At 57.0% G+C, this 14,327-nt stretch carries 13 protein-coding genes; 9 read left to right on the top strand and 4 right to left on the bottom strand.

Features of this window, described 5'->3' with window-relative positions; translation table 11 throughout:
* Positions 1 to 5: 5 nt before the first annotated feature.
* Positions 6 to 1,286: a sugar ABC transporter substrate-binding protein gene (locus tag RRF56_RS18945; protein WP_317034721.1), complete on the bottom strand. Its 1,281-nt coding sequence runs from the start codon at positions 1,284 to 1,286 to the stop codon at positions 6 to 8.
* Positions 1,287 to 1,548: 262 nt separating this feature from the next.
* Positions 1,549 to 2,757, bottom strand: coding sequence for a formate-dependent phosphoribosylglycinamide formyltransferase (gene purT, locus RRF56_RS18940; protein ID WP_317034720.1), 1,209 nt, complete (start codon positions 2,755 to 2,757; stop codon positions 1,549 to 1,551).
* Positions 2,758 to 3,149: 392 nt separating this feature from the next.
* Between purT and pilM the strand changes: the two genes are divergently transcribed.
* The 4 genes from pilM (at position 3,150) to RRF56_RS18920 (ending at position 8,198) form a co-directional block, all read left to right on the top strand.
* Positions 3,150 to 4,250: a type IV pilus assembly protein PilM gene (pilM, locus tag RRF56_RS18935; protein ID WP_317034719.1), complete on the top strand. Its 1,101-nt coding sequence runs from the start codon at positions 3,150 to 3,152 to the stop codon at positions 4,248 to 4,250.
* Between the two features lie 2 nt (positions 4,251 to 4,252).
* Complete coding sequence (locus RRF56_RS18930; RefSeq protein ID WP_317034718.1) at positions 4,253 to 5,026, top strand: PilN domain-containing protein; 774 nt, start codon at positions 4,253 to 4,255, stop codon at positions 5,024 to 5,026.
* The gene (locus tag RRF56_RS18925; RefSeq protein WP_317034717.1) at positions 5,023 to 5,913 is read left to right on the top strand and encodes a hypothetical protein; all 891 of its coding nucleotides are present in this window, start codon (positions 5,023 to 5,025) and stop codon (positions 5,911 to 5,913) included. Before RRF56_RS18930 ends, RRF56_RS18925 begins: the two co-directional genes overlap by 4 nt.
* Before the next feature lie 107 nt (positions 5,914 to 6,020).
* Complete coding sequence (locus RRF56_RS18920; RefSeq protein ID WP_317034716.1) at positions 6,021 to 8,198, top strand: AMIN domain-containing protein; 2,178 nt, start codon at positions 6,021 to 6,023, stop codon at positions 8,196 to 8,198.
* A gap of 240 nt (positions 8,199 to 8,438) precedes the next feature.
* Here the strand turns inward: RRF56_RS18920 and RRF56_RS18915 are convergent, their stop codons facing one another.
* Complete coding sequence (locus RRF56_RS18915) at positions 8,439 to 8,987, bottom strand: hypothetical protein (RefSeq protein WP_317034715.1); 549 nt, start codon at positions 8,985 to 8,987, stop codon at positions 8,439 to 8,441.
* 281 nt (positions 8,988 to 9,268) lie between these two features.
* Between RRF56_RS18915 and RRF56_RS18910 the strand changes: the two genes are divergently transcribed.
* The 5 genes from RRF56_RS18910 (at position 9,269) to RRF56_RS18890 (ending at position 13,890) form a co-directional block, all read left to right on the top strand.
* Positions 9,269 to 10,390, top strand: a complete 1,122-nt coding sequence (locus tag RRF56_RS18910; RefSeq protein WP_317034714.1) for an ABC transporter ATP-binding protein — start codon at positions 9,269 to 9,271, stop codon at positions 10,388 to 10,390.
* 172 nt (positions 10,391 to 10,562) lie between these two features.
* Entirely contained in the window at positions 10,563 to 11,681 is a 1,119-nt protein-coding gene (locus RRF56_RS18905) for a spermidine/putrescine ABC transporter substrate-binding protein (protein ID WP_317034713.1), read from the top strand.
* 28 nt (positions 11,682 to 11,709) lie between these two features.
* The gene (locus RRF56_RS18900; protein ID WP_317034712.1) at positions 11,710 to 12,609 is read left to right on the top strand and encodes an ABC transporter permease; all 900 of its coding nucleotides are present in this window, start codon (positions 11,710 to 11,712) and stop codon (positions 12,607 to 12,609) included.
* A 72-nt stretch (positions 12,610 to 12,681) separates the two neighbouring features.
* Positions 12,682 to 13,470, top strand: a complete 789-nt coding sequence (locus RRF56_RS18895) for an ABC transporter permease (protein ID WP_317034711.1) — start codon at positions 12,682 to 12,684, stop codon at positions 13,468 to 13,470.
* 225 nt (positions 13,471 to 13,695) lie between these two features.
* On the top strand, positions 13,696 to 13,890 hold the full coding sequence (locus tag RRF56_RS18890) for a hypothetical protein (RefSeq protein ID WP_317034710.1): 195 nt from the start codon (positions 13,696 to 13,698) through the stop codon (positions 13,888 to 13,890).
* A gap of 234 nt (positions 13,891 to 14,124) precedes the next feature.
* Here the strand turns inward: RRF56_RS18890 and psb35 are convergent, their stop codons facing one another.
* The gene (gene psb35 / locus RRF56_RS18885) at positions 14,125 to 14,319 is read right to left on the bottom strand and encodes a photosystem II assembly protein Psb35 (protein WP_317034709.1); all 195 of its coding nucleotides are present in this window, start codon (positions 14,317 to 14,319) and stop codon (positions 14,125 to 14,127) included.
* Positions 14,320 to 14,327: the final 8 nt, after the last annotated feature.

Raw genomic sequence — 14,327 nt, 5'->3', positions numbered from 1 at the left:
GGCCGTTAACGCCCATTCCAGGCGGCAGCGGCATCGGTGACCGCCTGGTCTACGGTTTTTTGGCCCAGCATGGCGGCTTGCAGGTTGTCGTAGATGATTGACTGGAGGTCTTTGACCCCATCCATAGCTGGAATCAACACTTCGGCCTGGTTCATCTGCTCGGCGCTGACCGAGCGGGCCTTGTCAACTCCCTTGGTGCCCTCGGCGGCAAAGTAGCTGTCTTCTAAAGCACCGGCGGTGGAGGGCAACACATTGGCGGCTTGGGCAAAGCTGAGCTGGTTGGCGTCGTTGGTGACATACAGGGCAAAGTCGATCGCCGCCTCGGGCACGTCGGTCGCCGCTGGAATCACCAGATTCATCACCGCCACGTTGGTTTTGCCAGTGTCGCCGGTGATCTGGGGGCCGCTGCCAGTCACAGCAGCAATATCGGGGGCGTTGGCTTCAATAGTGGGGAAAAATTCTGCCCCGGTTGAGAGCAGGGCAACTTCTCCGGCCTGGTAGAGCTCGATCGCACGGCGGTGGCCCTGGGTCAGCACCTCCCGAGGCAGCAACTCTTGCTGGTAGAGATCGGTCCAGTACTGAAAAACGGCCCGCCCCTCGGCAGTGTCAAAGGCGGCCTGGCCCTGGTCATCGACTAGGTCAACTCCCATCTGCACAAAGGATTGCAGCACATCGGCGGCATCTTCGGGCACAAAGGTGGTGAAGAAGGCATACTTACCAGTCGCCTGTTTCACTTGGCGGGCGACCTCAGCTAACTCGGCGTAGGTGGTGGGCGGCTCGACGCCCGCTGCATCGAGCAGCGCCTGATTGTGGAGGGTGACGTTGGTAGTCAGGTACCAGGGAAACCCAAAGCTTTGGCCGTTGAGGGTGTTGGCCTGCCAGATGTTGGGTAAGTAGACCTGTTTATCGGCTTCAGAAACCCGCTCATCGAGGGGCAACCAGGCGTTGCGGCTGGCTAGCTGAGCAGCAAAGTCTGGGTTAAGGTTGACCACATCGGGGGCGGTGCTAGCGGTGACGGCGGTGAGAATTTTGCTCTGCATATCGGCCCAGGGCACATCGACCCAGCGCACGGTGATGTTGGGGTTTTGGGTTTCGTAGTCGGCAATTAGCCCGTTGAAGTAGTCGGTAAAGTCTGGCTGAAGCTGCATCGTCCAAAACTCGACCTCTTGACGGCCATCGGCGGGAGCCGTGGCGGTGGGCTGGCCGCTGCCACAGGCCACTAGCCAGCTCAGCATCAGCCCCAGCAGGGCAAACAAACCAAAGCGGGCATAGGGGCGTAGTTTCATGGGTGGGTTCGGTTTCTAAAGAGAGGGGCTACCGCAACGCAGTCAACCTCAACTCAGCCAAACGCTTAGGGGCGCTGACGAGTGAATGGCTTTCAAACGTCTGTACAGTTAAAACAGGTTAGACGTAGGGGCATTGCAGTGCAATGCCCCTACCAAAGGATTTTTGCTGCAAGATTTTTGCTGCAATATGGTTGTTCATTTTCCCTTAAAGTGGGCGGCATTGGTGGATCTATAGGACCAATCCAGCGAATGCTTGCTTCCCCTAGAGGATGACCTGCACAGCGCTAGCACAGGCGATCGCCCGTTCTTTGGCCTGCTCCACTGTGTCGCCCAGGGCTAAGGCTACCCCCATGCGGCGGTGAGGATGGGCCGTAGGTTTGCCAAACAGCCGTACCTTGCTGGTGGGCACCTGAAGCGCCTGATCGAGGCCGGAGTAGCAGGGATGGTCACTCTGGCCAGGGGCCAAAATTACCGCCGAAGCACCGGGCTGCACCAGAGAAATCTCGCCAATGGGCAGGCCCATGATCGCCCGCACATGCAGCTCAAATTCTGACTGGTGCTGGCTGACCAGGGTAACCATGCCCGTGTCGTGGGGGCGGGGGCTGACCTCGCTAAAATAAACAGTCTGAGGTTGATCTGCCTCTCCGGCAATAAATAGCTCGACCCCAAATAGGCCCCAGCCGCCCAGGGCATCGGTGACGGCTTTGGCCATGGCTTGGCAGGCCGCTAGGGTGTCTGGGTGCAGGGCACAGGGCTGCCACGACTCACAGTAGTCACCAGACTCCTGGCGGTGGCCGATGGGAGGGCAGAAGTGGGTGCCGTCGATCGCCCGCACCGTCAGCAGCGTGATTTCAGCGTCAAAGGGCACAAACCCTTCTACGATGACGCGATCGCTCTTGCCCCGGCCCGCTTCTGCCGCATACTTCCAGGCGGGTAACACCTCAGTTTCTTGCCGTACGGTGCTCTGCCCCTTGCCCGACGAACTCATGATCGGCTTGACCACGCAGGGCAAGCCAATGGCTGCCACCGCTTCTAGATACTCGGCCTCGGTGCTGGCAAAGCGAAAGGGTGAGGTCTTTAGCCCCAGCGCTTCTGCCGCCAGGCGACGAATGCCCTCACGGTTCATGGTTAGCTGGGTAGCGCGGGCGGTGGGGATGATTCGCCAGCCCTCGGCCTCTAGAGCGACCAGGGTATCGGTGGCGATCGCCTCCACCTCCGGCACAATCAGGCTGGGGCGCTCTAGCTCAACTACCCGCCGCAGCGCTTCGCCGTCGAGCATGTCGATTACGTGGCGACGATGGGCTAGGGCCATGGCAGGGGCGCGATCGTAGCGATCGACGGCAACCACTTCCAGCCCCAGGCGCACGGCCTCCAGAGCTACCTCCCGACCGAGTTCTCCCGAGCCGAGCAGCAGCAGCCGCTGGGCCTTGTCTTGCAGGGGGGTACCGAGAACGGTCACAGGATCGGTCATAGGGAGAGACTCCAAGCGTGAAGAAATACGGCAGGCAAGCAATATTTTCTCAATATTAAGTGCTCACTTTTCAGAATTGTGTGTAACATCGCTGGTGATGCCAAGCGATAGTTTGCGCGGCATTCTGCCAGAAGCAGCAACGAAATCATCGGGTGCGTAGTCGGGAGATCGGGTTTTCTATCCCTTAAAGAAGAAAAGTGGAAATTCTGAATTAAATTGTGTACCATTCGTTAGCACTTTTTCCCCAGGGATGGTTGCTAAGCCACTGTAGCTCTCTTGAAGCATCTGCAACGTCGCTTCTCTAGAGAGTTAGCTGGTTTGTTTGGGTCTGCTTGGTTGTCGTATTGACCGGGCAGGTTTTCTGGTTACCCACCTGTTTTTCGGATACTGCCGTGGATAGTCTCAAAGCCATTTTTAATCGCAAGCCTCGGGGTGTTGGCATTGAGCTGACCCCGGAAAAAGTTAACTTAGCCCACATCAAAAAGCAGGGGACAGCCCTCAAGCTAGACACCCTGGCCTCGGTAGAACTGGCGGAGGGCATCTATGAAGAAGGGCAGATCTTAGACACGGCTGCCATGGCCGACGCCATTCAAATGGTGCTGACCGAAAGCAAGCTGAAGGTTAAGCAAGCCACCACCTCAATTCCAGGCCGAGCCATTACCCGCGTGATTCCGGTGCCCGCCGAGCTCGACGATGACGAGCTGCGAGAAATGGTGCTTAACCAAGAAGCCAGTCTCTACCTGCCTTTTCCCCGGGAAGAAGCCGACGTAGACTACCAGAAACTTGGCTATTTCGTCGATGAAGACGGCATTGAGAAGGTGCAGGTGCTGCTGGTAGCCGTGCGCAAAGACCTCACCGATCCTTACATTGAGGTGTTTCAGCAGGCAGGGCTGATGCTCAACGTGCTAGAGACGTCGAGCTTTGCGCTAATTCGCACGATTCGCGAGCAGCTGCGCCAGTTCACCCCCCAAGAAGCCGCCGCCGTGGTCGATATCGAGTTTGAAAGCACCGAAATCTCCATCGTGGTAGATGGGGTACCCCACTTTTCGCGCACCGTGCCCATTGGCACCTTTCAAATTCAAAGCGCCCTCAGCCGCGCCATGAATCTGCCGCCCTCGCGCAATACTGAGCTACTCCAGGGCATGACTGTCCCCATTCAAACGATGGACACTGTAGGTGCGCCCCAGATGGGCAACACCAACCCTGGCACCACGGCCATGCTGCGGGTGCTGGGCGAACTGTCTGACGAACTGCGTCGCTCCATCGACTTCTACCTCAACCAGGGTGACGATATGGAGGTAGCCCAGCTACTGCTGGCGGGGCCAGGGGCGTCGATTGGCCAGCTCGACGAGTTTCTGGCCCAGCGGCTCAGTCTGCCCGCTAGCCAGATTGACCCCATTTCAGCCCTGGCCCTACAGGTCGATGAAGACATCCCTCCAGGGCAGCGAGCCGGGTTAGCAACGGTAATCGGTCTTGGCCTGCGGGAGGTATAGCCATGTATAGTCTCGATATTAATTTCCTTAAAGACCGCGAGGTGCGGGTTTTTGAAGCTAGGCCTCGAGCCCGCGGTCCAGTCGTCCAGGGCGATCGCCGACCGCTGTATCTGGGTCTGGCGGCAGCGCTGATTCCGCTGGCGCTCGTGGGGGGCTACTGGGCCGTCACTCGCAACCAGATCAACCAGCTCCAGGCGCGCAGTATTGAGCTTGATGGTGAACTGGCTCAGCTCCAGGGGCAGCTCCAAGAGATCAGCACTATTCAAGGGCAAATTGAGGCTATTCGAGCCGAGAACAACGCCTTTGTGTCTGTCTTCAATGAGATCGTCCCTTGGTCGGCCCTGCTGCAAGATATTCGCAGCCGTACCCCCGCCCGCATTCAAATCGTTAGTCTTAACCAGGGGGAAGGCACCACCCTAGAGACTGACCCTAATACCACCCCACCCCGAGCTGGAGGCATTGCCATCGACGGCGTAGCCTGCTCCTACGACGACATCAACGACTTTGCCCTGGTGCTTCAGCGATCGCCCCTGTTGCAGTCCCAAACTGTTGCCATCAGCCAGGCCCAGCAGCAGCCCACCCTGCTCGACCCCCAAACCCAAGGCCGCTGCCCTGGTACCGCAGTAGGCGACGCTGACTTTTTAATTGACTACACCATTGGTGCAAACATCACCAACACCCCGGCCTCTCAGCTCGTCGATGAGCTAGAGCGCCAGGGCACCGTTGGTTTAGTGAGTCGCTTGCAGGCCCTACGAGAAAAAGGAGTAATCGAATGACCGCAACCGGTGATTTTCTCCCCGCAGAAGAGAATCAGGGCTTAGAACAAGTTGGCCCCACTTACCCTACGGCCTTTGGCATAGAGCTAACGCCAAAGGTACAGGGCATTGGCATCGCCATTCTGGGCTTAATCGGAGCCTTTGCGCTCTACAACTTTGTCGTTCAGCCAGTCCAAGAGCAGCGCAATGCCCTGGAAGCCGAAGTTAACCAAAAGCAGGCCCAGGTTGACCAACAGCGAGCCAGCCTGCAAAACCGGGCCGAACTCCAGGCCCAGCTCGATGCCGCCCTCGCTCAACGAGTGGGGGTTTATAGCCTATTGGGCGATGCCCAGACCCTCGATACCCTGTTACTCGACATCAATCAACAAATTCAGAATAGCAACGCCGCGATCGCCGATGTCCTGCGGGCCAACCCCGCCCAGCTCGACAACGCCCAACTTGCGGCCCTGGGCTTAACCCGAGAGCAGCTCGAACGGGTTAGAACCGAGTTTGCCGGCGATCCCCAGGTGCGAAATCAACTGTTTACCTCAGAGCTATTGAGGTTTAACCCTAGCCCGTCAGTCCTCGTCGTCGATGGCCCACCAGAGCTGAGCGGCAAACTAGAACGCGTGACGGTTGACGTCTCCATGCAGGCTCTGTTTCCCCAGACCCTCAGCATCATGCGCAACATCGAGCGCCTAGAGCCGCTAATCATCATCCGCGACATGCAGCAGAGCATTGCCCCGCCGCCCGCCGGGGCCAGTGAAGAGCAGCTCCTAGGCATTAGTCGACTGCTGCTCACCGACTACACCCTAGAGGTGCTAGTGCCCGTAGGCGACCCCAACGTGCCACCGCAGCCCGCCGCCGAAGAGCCGGCTGAAGGTGAAGCCCCGCCCGAAGGGGGCTAACCCTCTTAGTCGACCCTCGCCTTGGTCACCCAGTGACCCAATCTACCCTCGCCTAGCCAATCAAAACCCACGCGGCCCTGACCGCACCTGTGATGGAGGAGTGAACCGTGAACCCCCTGATGAAATTGCACCCTATTCTGCTCAGTAGCGCCCTGATAACCCTGGCGGCTCAGCCTGGGCTGGCCTCAATGACCAGCATTACGAACGTCCGCCTTAACCCCACTGCCACTGGGCTAGACCTGGTGTTTGAGACTCGGGGCGGTGACAACAGCAATATCTTTACTGTCAACCAGGGCAACACCCTACAGGCCGACATTACCCGAGCCCAGCTAAATTTGCCCAACGGCAATAGCTTTACCCAAGCCAACCCCGCCCCTGGCATCAGCCAAATTTCGGTGGTGCCCCTCGATGCCAACAGTGTGCGCATCACGGTCAACGGCACCGGCCAGTCGCCGGTCGGCCAAGTAGCATCTAACGGCAACCAGATGGTGTTGTCTATTCGCAGCGATGGTCAGGCTACACAGCCGCCCACGCCAGTGCCCACCGAGCTAGAGACGGTGCCAGCTCCGGCCACCCCGCCTACCGTCGCCCAAGCGGCCCCTACGACACCGCCCGCTACAGCACCCGAGGTGCCCACCCAAGCCAACCCCAACGTGCTGGTGCCCAACCCCGATGTCATCATCGACGGCACCCCAGTGCCCCGGCCCCAGGTACAGCAAGCCCCTCCGTTCTTGCCCCGTGCCGTAGCTCCCCCGGTGGGCGACATCGCCGTCGCCGAAGGGGTACCGGCCTTTGGCAGCATCAATTTGGGAAGCAACGAGCGCATTCCTAAACTCCTGCTTCGCGATGCCCCGGCTCGCGAAGTACTATCGCTGCTAGCCCGTGCCGCAGGCCTCAATTTAGTCTTTACCCCTGGTGGAGCAACCGGCGGTCAGCAAGCTGCTACCGCTGGCAGCCCCGATGGGCCTCCAGTCAGCCTCGATATTGAGAATGAGTCGGTGCAGGACGTGTTTAACCACGTGCTGCGGGTTACTGGCCTACAAGCCAATCGAGTAGGTCGCAGTATTTATGTCGGACCTACTTTGCCAGTTTCCGCTCAGAGTATTAGCGCTCGTACCCTAAGACTGAACCAAGTTGATGCAGGTGTTGCCACCAACTTTCTAGTTGCTTTGGGAGCTGAAAGTGCGGTCAGCCGTGAGCGGTTAGTCACCAATGTCAATGCTGTTACAGTTGGTGAAGGTTCTCCTCCCATTACCGAAACTCAAACATCAACGATTGAGCAAATCGAAGTAAGTCGGGTTGACTACCAAGATAGCCAAGGTATGTTAAGGGGGTTGCAAGTAGTTGGCGATGAGCGGACTAATTCAGTGACCCTTGTTGGCCGAGCAGATCTAATCGCTATTGCAACAGAGCAGCTTACTCGTATTGACGTGAGACGGCGTCAGGTAGCCATTAACGTCAAGGTCATTGATATCGACTTAAATTCTCTCAACGCCTTTGGTACTAGCTTTTCATTTCAAACTGGGAATTTTGGATTTGTTAGTTCTGGTGGTCTAGGAGTACTGAATTTAGGGGCAGGCGTTCCTTCCTTTCCTATTGCACCAACAGTGCCTACAGGAACCCCAATTGGGCCTAGAGCCATAAGTGGACCTGGATCAAATGCTACTTCAACAAATTTCCTAGTTCAACTGTTGGCTACCGTTCAAAATGGCAACGGCAAGATCATCACTGACCCAACGCTCATTGTTCAGGAGGGACAAGTAGCAACGGTCCAGCTTACTCAAGACGTTGTAACTGATATTGAAACCACAACGACCATCGCTGATGGGTTAGTCACAACCGAACAAACTATTGAGTTAACTCCTGCTGGCCTTATCCTGCAAGTCAATGTTGATCGCATTGATGATAATGGTTTTGTGTCTTTGTCTGTAGCACCTAGCATCTCTGCCCCCACAGACACTTTTTCTCTGGGGGATGCCAATACCATCTTCTTGCTATCCCAAAGACAACTAAGTTCTGGACAGGTACGAGTGCGTGATGGCCAAACCCTTTTACTTTCAGGGATTATCCAGGAATCAGAACGCTCTAGCGTAAATAAAATTCCGATCCTTGGAGACATCCCAATTCTTGGGGCGCTTTTCCGTAGCACAGTTACTGATAGTCGGCGTCAAGAATTAATTATTTTGCTAACTCCCCAAATTCTGGATGATTCTGATCAGGCCGTTTTTGGCTATCAATACACCCCTAGTGAGCAAGTGCAAGAAGTCTTGGAACGAGGCCGCTAAAGCCAATCCAAGAATAGACAGCGGAGGTTCAACGTGCTTCTGTAAAGAAGACCATCACATATAGGGATAGGTGCAAGCAATGTCTGCATCTATCCCTTTTTTTAAAAGCCTATTTTTATACTGAATTCTGTTTGGCTACCCCCGGTTCAGCAGGGCGCATGCTATACGCCCCTACGGTTTGGCCTTTTGGGCATCGGGGTGATGCAATTCGGATTTGGTATCAGTCTTTGCAGGCAAAGGCTATTCTGCAAAGTAGGTGCCATACATGATGTATTCATCGTTTTGAAGCTGGCTGGCATCGCTGTAAAACGCCACTTCTATAGAATTAGACGCACCGTTAGTATCGGCTTTGGGAATGAGCTTGATGTAGCGGTTTTGGGTGTCGTAAAAGCTGGGGTTGGCCTCTAGCTGAAGCAGGTAACCACCTTCAGTGCTGATTAAGGTGTAGGGGCTAGTTTGGCCGCTACCCCACTGCACTTGCTCAGGGCCAATAGTCATGGGGCCAAAGGCTAACAGCACATTGCTGAGGGGCTGCCAAGCTTGAACCAACGCATCGGGGAGGGTTGCCCCGGCCTGACCAGGGGCCGGGGTGGTGGGTGCAGGGGCCGATGGCTGGGAGGTAGGAGCGGGCGCAGGTGCAGTAGGTGCAGTCGGGGGCGGAGCAAGATCGTTGGCTGGGGGGGTGGGGCGGCAAGCGGCGATCGCCCCAACAGCCACACCCAACAGCAGCACCCGCCCCAGAGATAAGCCGCAGCGCTGAACCGCTAAGGGTAAAAGTTTTACGGCCATCACGTCACTCCAGGTCAATACCTGGTGACATGGTAGCGTTTTGCCCGACCTCCCAAGACCGTTTTTGCAGCGTCTATTCGCTCTGTTAGCCTGATGGGCGCTCAAAGTTTGAGCTTTTTGGAGGTAAGAATGCGTCGCCAGCGACAAGGCTGGGTAAAGTAGAGGCAGCGCCACCGTCGATAGCCGGGTCAATGTCTTGACCCAGCTATCGGTGTTATGGCGATACCTTGTAGATCCTAGGCGCGATCGCTACAGTTGGGGGGAACCCAGGAGACACAGCCATGGCCCAAACGGTGCAGTCGGCAACAGCGGCGGCAACCACCCAAGCTCAACCAGACGTTGAGCTGCGTCAGGTATTCAAAACCTTTGGCCCCGAAATGGCGGTGAGCCACCTCGACCTAGCGGTGCGTCAAGGTGAGTTTTTTAGCATTCTTGGCCCCTCGGGCTGCGGCAAAACTACTACTCTGCGGTTGATTGCAGGCTTCGAGACCCCCACCACTGGCGATGTGCTGATCCAGGGAGCTAACGTGAGCGCGGTGCCAGCCTACCGTCGCCCCATCAACACCGTCTTTCAAAGCTATGCCCTGTTTGACCACATGACGGTCAAAGACAATATTGCCTTTGGCCTCAAAATTCGGCGAATGGGGGCAGCACAGGTGCGCGATCGCGTTGCCGAAGCCCTGCGCCTAGTGCGCCTAGAACCGATGGCCAACCGCTACCCCGCCCAGTTGTCTGGGGGGCAGCAGCAGCGGGTAGCCCTAGCCCGCGCCCTGGTCAATCGACCGGCGGTCATGCTGCTAGATGAACCCCTAGGTGCCCTTGATCAAAAATTGCGCAAGCAAATGCAGGTAGAACTGACCACGCTGCACCGGCAATTGGGCATCACCTTTATTATGGTCACCCACGATCAAGAAGAAGCCCTGTCGCTCTCCGATCGCATTGCGGTGATGAACAACGGCCAGATCGAGCAGATCGGCACCCCCAGCGACATCTACGACCACCCCCGCACCCCCTTCGTCGCCGACTTCATTGGCGATACCAACCTGCTGCCCGGACGCATCGATCGGGCCAACACCGCCCAGGTGCAGGTGATCACCGAGAGCGGTTTGCGGGTCACCGCCCGCGCCACTGATATGGCCCCCGCGCAGGCCGTAGTAGTCAGTGTGCGACCCGAAAAAATTAACCTCAGCCTTGAGGCCCCCGAGGGCACGGGTAACTGCTACCGAGGGCAGATTAGCCACCTGATGTACTTGGGTACCCATTTGCATTGCATCGTCCGGCTAAGCTCGGGCGAACCATTGACCGTTCGCCAGCCCAACCGCGCCGACACCCCGATCGCCGTCAATACGCCCGTCTATGTTCACTGGGCCGCCAAAGATTGCCTTGCCCTGGGGGCTGCTTAGGCTGAGCCATACACCAATCTAGGGCAAGGGTAGCTCTACCATAGACGCATGCTTCTATACTTTATAGACATTAGCGCTCTGGACGCCCATGGAACCCATTGTGCTGGGTATCCCCCTTAGCTGAGCCATAGCCCACCGTAGTAGACACCCTGGGAGACTATCCGTGCCTGGAATGCGAAGACTGACAGCCTCCTCCCGCCATCGCCCTATTCTCGGTCGACGGCGGTTTTTGCAGGGGTCGGCAGCAGTAGTGGCGGGGTTGGCCGCCACCAACTGTCGTCAAAACCTGGCCGGGCCAGGCGGCGGTGGCGGTGGTAGCGATGCTCTGCATATCTACACCTGGGCCAACTACACCGATGATGGCCTAGCCGCCGCCTTCACCGAGCGCACTGGCATTCCGGTGGTAGTAGATATTTTTGACTCTAACGAGATTATGCTCACCCGCATCCAGGCCGGGGGAGGCGATGCCTACAGCATTATCTATCCCTCCGACTATATGGTGTCGGAGATGATTGAGCTAAACCTGCTGACCGAGCTAGACCAGAGCCGTATCACCGGGCTAGAAAACCTCAAGGCCCAGTGGGCCAACCCCGCCTACGACCCCAACAATCGCCACAGCGTGCCTTTCAATTGGGGCACTACAGGCTTACTCTACAACCGCGATGTCATCCCTACGGCCCCTACCGACTGGAACTTTCTCTGGGAAAACCAGACCGCCCTCTCCCGCCGCATTACCCTGCTTGACGACATGCGCGAAACCCTAGGGGCCAGCCTTAAATCCCTGGGCTATTCTTACAACAGCAACAACCCGGCAGAGATTGAAGCGGCCTATAACCACCTCCTTGAACTCCAACCCCACATTGCGGCCTTCAAGACCACCGGCTTTGAGAATGAACTGTTGGGGGGGGACTTAAGCGTGTCAATGGCCTACTCCAGCGATGCTATTGAGCTCACCCTAGAAGACGATCGCATTGAGTATGTCATTCCAGCCAGCGGGTCATCTCTCTGGACTGACACGCTGGCGATTCCGACCACGGCCCCCAATGTCGATGCCGCCTACCAGTGGATTAACTTTCTGCTGGAGCCGGAGGTGGCCAGCGCCGCCGTTGAGCGTCTCTATTTTGCCACCGCCAACCAGGCCGCCTTTGAACTGCTGCCCAACGAAATCAGAGAAAACCCCGATCTGTACCCTGCCGAAGAGATTTTGGCGAACAGTGAAGGCATTGTTGCCGTAGATGCCACCAGCACCGACCTCTTCGACCAGTTCTGGACTGAAGTAACCAGCGCCTAGCTTCTCTAAGTCGTTATTACCTTGCGCTATGGCCCCTACCCCCGCTCCACCGCTGGCCCCTTGGACCGCTCGCTTTGCCCCTAGGCGATGGGTAGGGCCAAGCCTGCTGCTGGCTCCGGCGGGGGTATGGCTGCTGCTGTTGCTGGTGTTACCTACCCTGCTCATCCTCGAAATTAGTCTGGTGCCAGGGCTGCGTCTGGGGCAGCCCAGCGGTGGCTATGGGCTGGGCAATTATCTGCAAATTTTGCAGCCGGTTTATTTACGGGTGATTGGGCGATCGCTGGCCTTTGCGGTGGGGTCTACGGTGCTGTGTCTGGGGCTGGGGTTTCCAGTGGCCTACTGGTTGGCGCTCATGTCACCCCGACGCTGGCGCAACCTGCTGCTGGTGGCCTTCATCCTGCCCCTGTGGACCTCATCGCTGCTGCGGGCCTACGCCTGGACGACAATTTTGCGCCCCAGCGGAGTGCTCAATACCCTCCTCACAGCAGTAGGGCTGCCGTCCCAAAACTGGCTGAATACGCCTATGGCGGTGTTTATTGGGCTCACCTACAGCTTTTTGCCCTACATGGTGCTAATTCTCTATGCCTCGCTCGAAAAGCTTGACACCCGCCTGCTAGAGGCTGCCGCCGACCTGGGGGCCACCCCCCGCCAGAGCTTTTGGAAAATTACGGTTCCCCAAATCCTGCCCGGTATTGCTGCCGGGTGTCTACTGGTGTTCATTAGCGCCCTGGGCGACTTTGTGGTGCCTACCCTACTGGGGGGCGCGTCCTCAATGAATATTTCGCGGCTGATCTACAACCAGTTTCTTGGCCCCACCCGCGCCTGGGGGTTTGGCTCTGCCCTGAGTATGGTGCTGATTTTGGCCGTGAGTTTGGCGATCGCCCTGCTGCTTCGCTACGGCGACAGAAGCACAATTAAAGAAGCCTGATCACCATCGGCGACGGTGCCTTGCCAATGCACCGCCTAATTTATCTTTAGGTATTCCCTTTCTGTCTTCGCCATGCCCCGCTTCACCTGGCCCAGCCTGTTTACCGCTTTCATGTATGCCTTTATGTACTTCCCCATCATTGTGCTGGGGGTGTATAGCTTCAACGACTCGCGCTACAACGCCAGTTGGGAAGGGTTTAGCCTGCGTTGGTACCGGGCGCTATTTAGCGATCGCCGGTTGCTCTCGGCCCTGCAAGACAGCCTCACCATTGCCACTGTAGCGGTGGCGATCGCGGCGGTACTGGGCACCCTCATGGCCATTGGCCTAGCCCGCTACCGGTTTCGGGGTAAGAGCCTATATCGGGGGGTGTCGTACCTGCCGCTGATTGTGCCTGACATTGCGATCGCGGTGGCTACCCTGGTGTTTTTGGCCTCCCTGGCCGTGCCCCTCAGCCTCAGCACCATTATTGCGGCGCACATTGTCTTTTGTTTGGCCTACATCGCGGTAGTCGTGTCTAGCCGCCTACAGCGCCTCGATCCCAACTTAGAAGAAGCCGCCCTCGACCTAGGGGCGACCCCAGCCCAAGCCATGATTAAAGTGCTGATTCCCCAGTTGGCACCAGGCATTGTGGCAGGCTGTCTGCTAGCCTTTGTGCTCAGCATGGATGACCTGCTGATCTCTAGCTTTACCGCCGGAGGAGGCGCTAACCCCTTACCGATCGAAATTTTTAGCCGAGTGCGAACGGGCGTTAGGCCCGACATCAACGCCCTGAGCGTGGTGCTAATTTTAGGATCGGCCCTGCTAGCGGGCCTAGCCGAATACGTGCGTTATCGGGGCGATCGCACTCAGCAAGCACCCTAGGAAATTTTTGAGAAAGAAAATGCCAGCTTTAATCCAGCGACTGTAGCCGCCGTAGAGTGGGCACTTTGCACCATTAGAAAAATTGTGATTTAAACCACGCCTGCTACCGGCTTAAATCACCGTAGCGCCAGCCTAGGATCATGCTCAGCTCAAGGCAATATCACTGAGCAGGCGGGAACAACAGGGGATATTGGGGTATAGCCCCAACCTGTTCTGGTCACTGCCATGTCTCACGCCACCAGTCAATCTCTCAAAGTTCTCGTCGATCAAATTTTTGCCGATCGCCGCATCAACCGCCAGGTGCAGCAAGAGCTGATGGCGATCTTACTCAGCCAGCCCCACCTGAGTAACCAAGACCACGTCACCGCTCAACGCGTGTTCGACGCTATTCGTCAAGGTCGGCTCCGGGTGGTCGATTGACCGCTTGACCAACTTTCTAACAACTAGAAGACTTCACTAAACACCACTTGATAACCTTAAGCAGCTTTCTCCCCAAAGGCGGTTAAGCGGGGCCTAAGCAAAAACAGCGCCCCAAGGTTGGGAGTTAGAACAACATGAATTGTCCTAACTCCCAAGGAGTTCTATCGTTATGGCTGCCATCCAAAAAGGCTCTATCGGCCTTCTTGCCTAGGCTTGCCAGACCACTGGTAAGGTCTAGCCCTCTTTGCCTTCCTCTGGCTTGACGGTAGGTACGAAGTCGGGCTTTTCTTTGTTTTCCCAACCGGCAGGGCGCTTGGAGTTGTACCAGGCAACCGAGCCGATGGTAACGGCTGCAATGAACCCCACGACATAGACCAGCACAAAGTCAAAAGGTAAACCTTCGCCAGCGACCGCAAACAAGAGTGCCATAGCCAATT

The organism is Nodosilinea sp. E11 (assembly GCF_032813545.1).
Taxonomy (GTDB): Bacteria; Cyanobacteriota; Cyanobacteriia; order Phormidesmidales; family Phormidesmidaceae; genus Nodosilinea.
This window is presented reverse-complemented; position numbering and strand designations above follow the sequence as displayed.

What these genes read in the sequence shown, in the direction of transcription:
- RRF56_RS18945 (WP_317034721.1), bottom strand. Translation starts at nt 1,286, where the DNA reads ATGAAACTACGCCCCTATGCCCGCTTTGGTTTGTTTGCCCTGCTGGGG.
- purT (WP_317034720.1), bottom strand. Translation starts at nt 2,757, where the DNA reads ATGACCGATCCTGTGACCGTTCTCGGTACCCCCCTGCAAGACAAGGCC.
- RRF56_RS18930 (WP_317034718.1), top strand. Translation starts at nt 4,253, where the DNA reads ATGTATAGTCTCGATATTAATTTCCTTAAAGACCGCGAGGTGCGGGTT.
- RRF56_RS18925 (WP_317034717.1), top strand. Translation starts at nt 5,023, where the DNA reads ATGACCGCAACCGGTGATTTTCTCCCCGCAGAAGAGAATCAGGGCTTA.
- RRF56_RS18915 (WP_317034715.1), bottom strand. Translation starts at nt 8,987, where the DNA reads ATGGCCGTAAAACTTTTACCCTTAGCGGTTCAGCGCTGCGGCTTATCT.
- RRF56_RS18910 (WP_317034714.1), top strand. Translation starts at nt 9,269, where the DNA reads ATGGCCCAAACGGTGCAGTCGGCAACAGCGGCGGCAACCACCCAAGCT.
- RRF56_RS18905 (WP_317034713.1), top strand. Translation starts at nt 10,563, where the DNA reads ATGCGAAGACTGACAGCCTCCTCCCGCCATCGCCCTATTCTCGGTCGA.
- RRF56_RS18900 (WP_317034712.1), top strand. Translation starts at nt 11,710, where the DNA reads ATGGCCCCTACCCCCGCTCCACCGCTGGCCCCTTGGACCGCTCGCTTT.
- RRF56_RS18895 (WP_317034711.1), top strand. Translation starts at nt 12,682, where the DNA reads ATGCCCCGCTTCACCTGGCCCAGCCTGTTTACCGCTTTCATGTATGCC.
- RRF56_RS18890 (WP_317034710.1), top strand. Translation starts at nt 13,696, where the DNA reads ATGTCTCACGCCACCAGTCAATCTCTCAAAGTTCTCGTCGATCAAATT.
- psb35 (WP_317034709.1), bottom strand. Translation starts at nt 14,319, where the DNA reads ATGGCACTCTTGTTTGCGGTCGCTGGCGAAGGTTTACCTTTTGACTTT.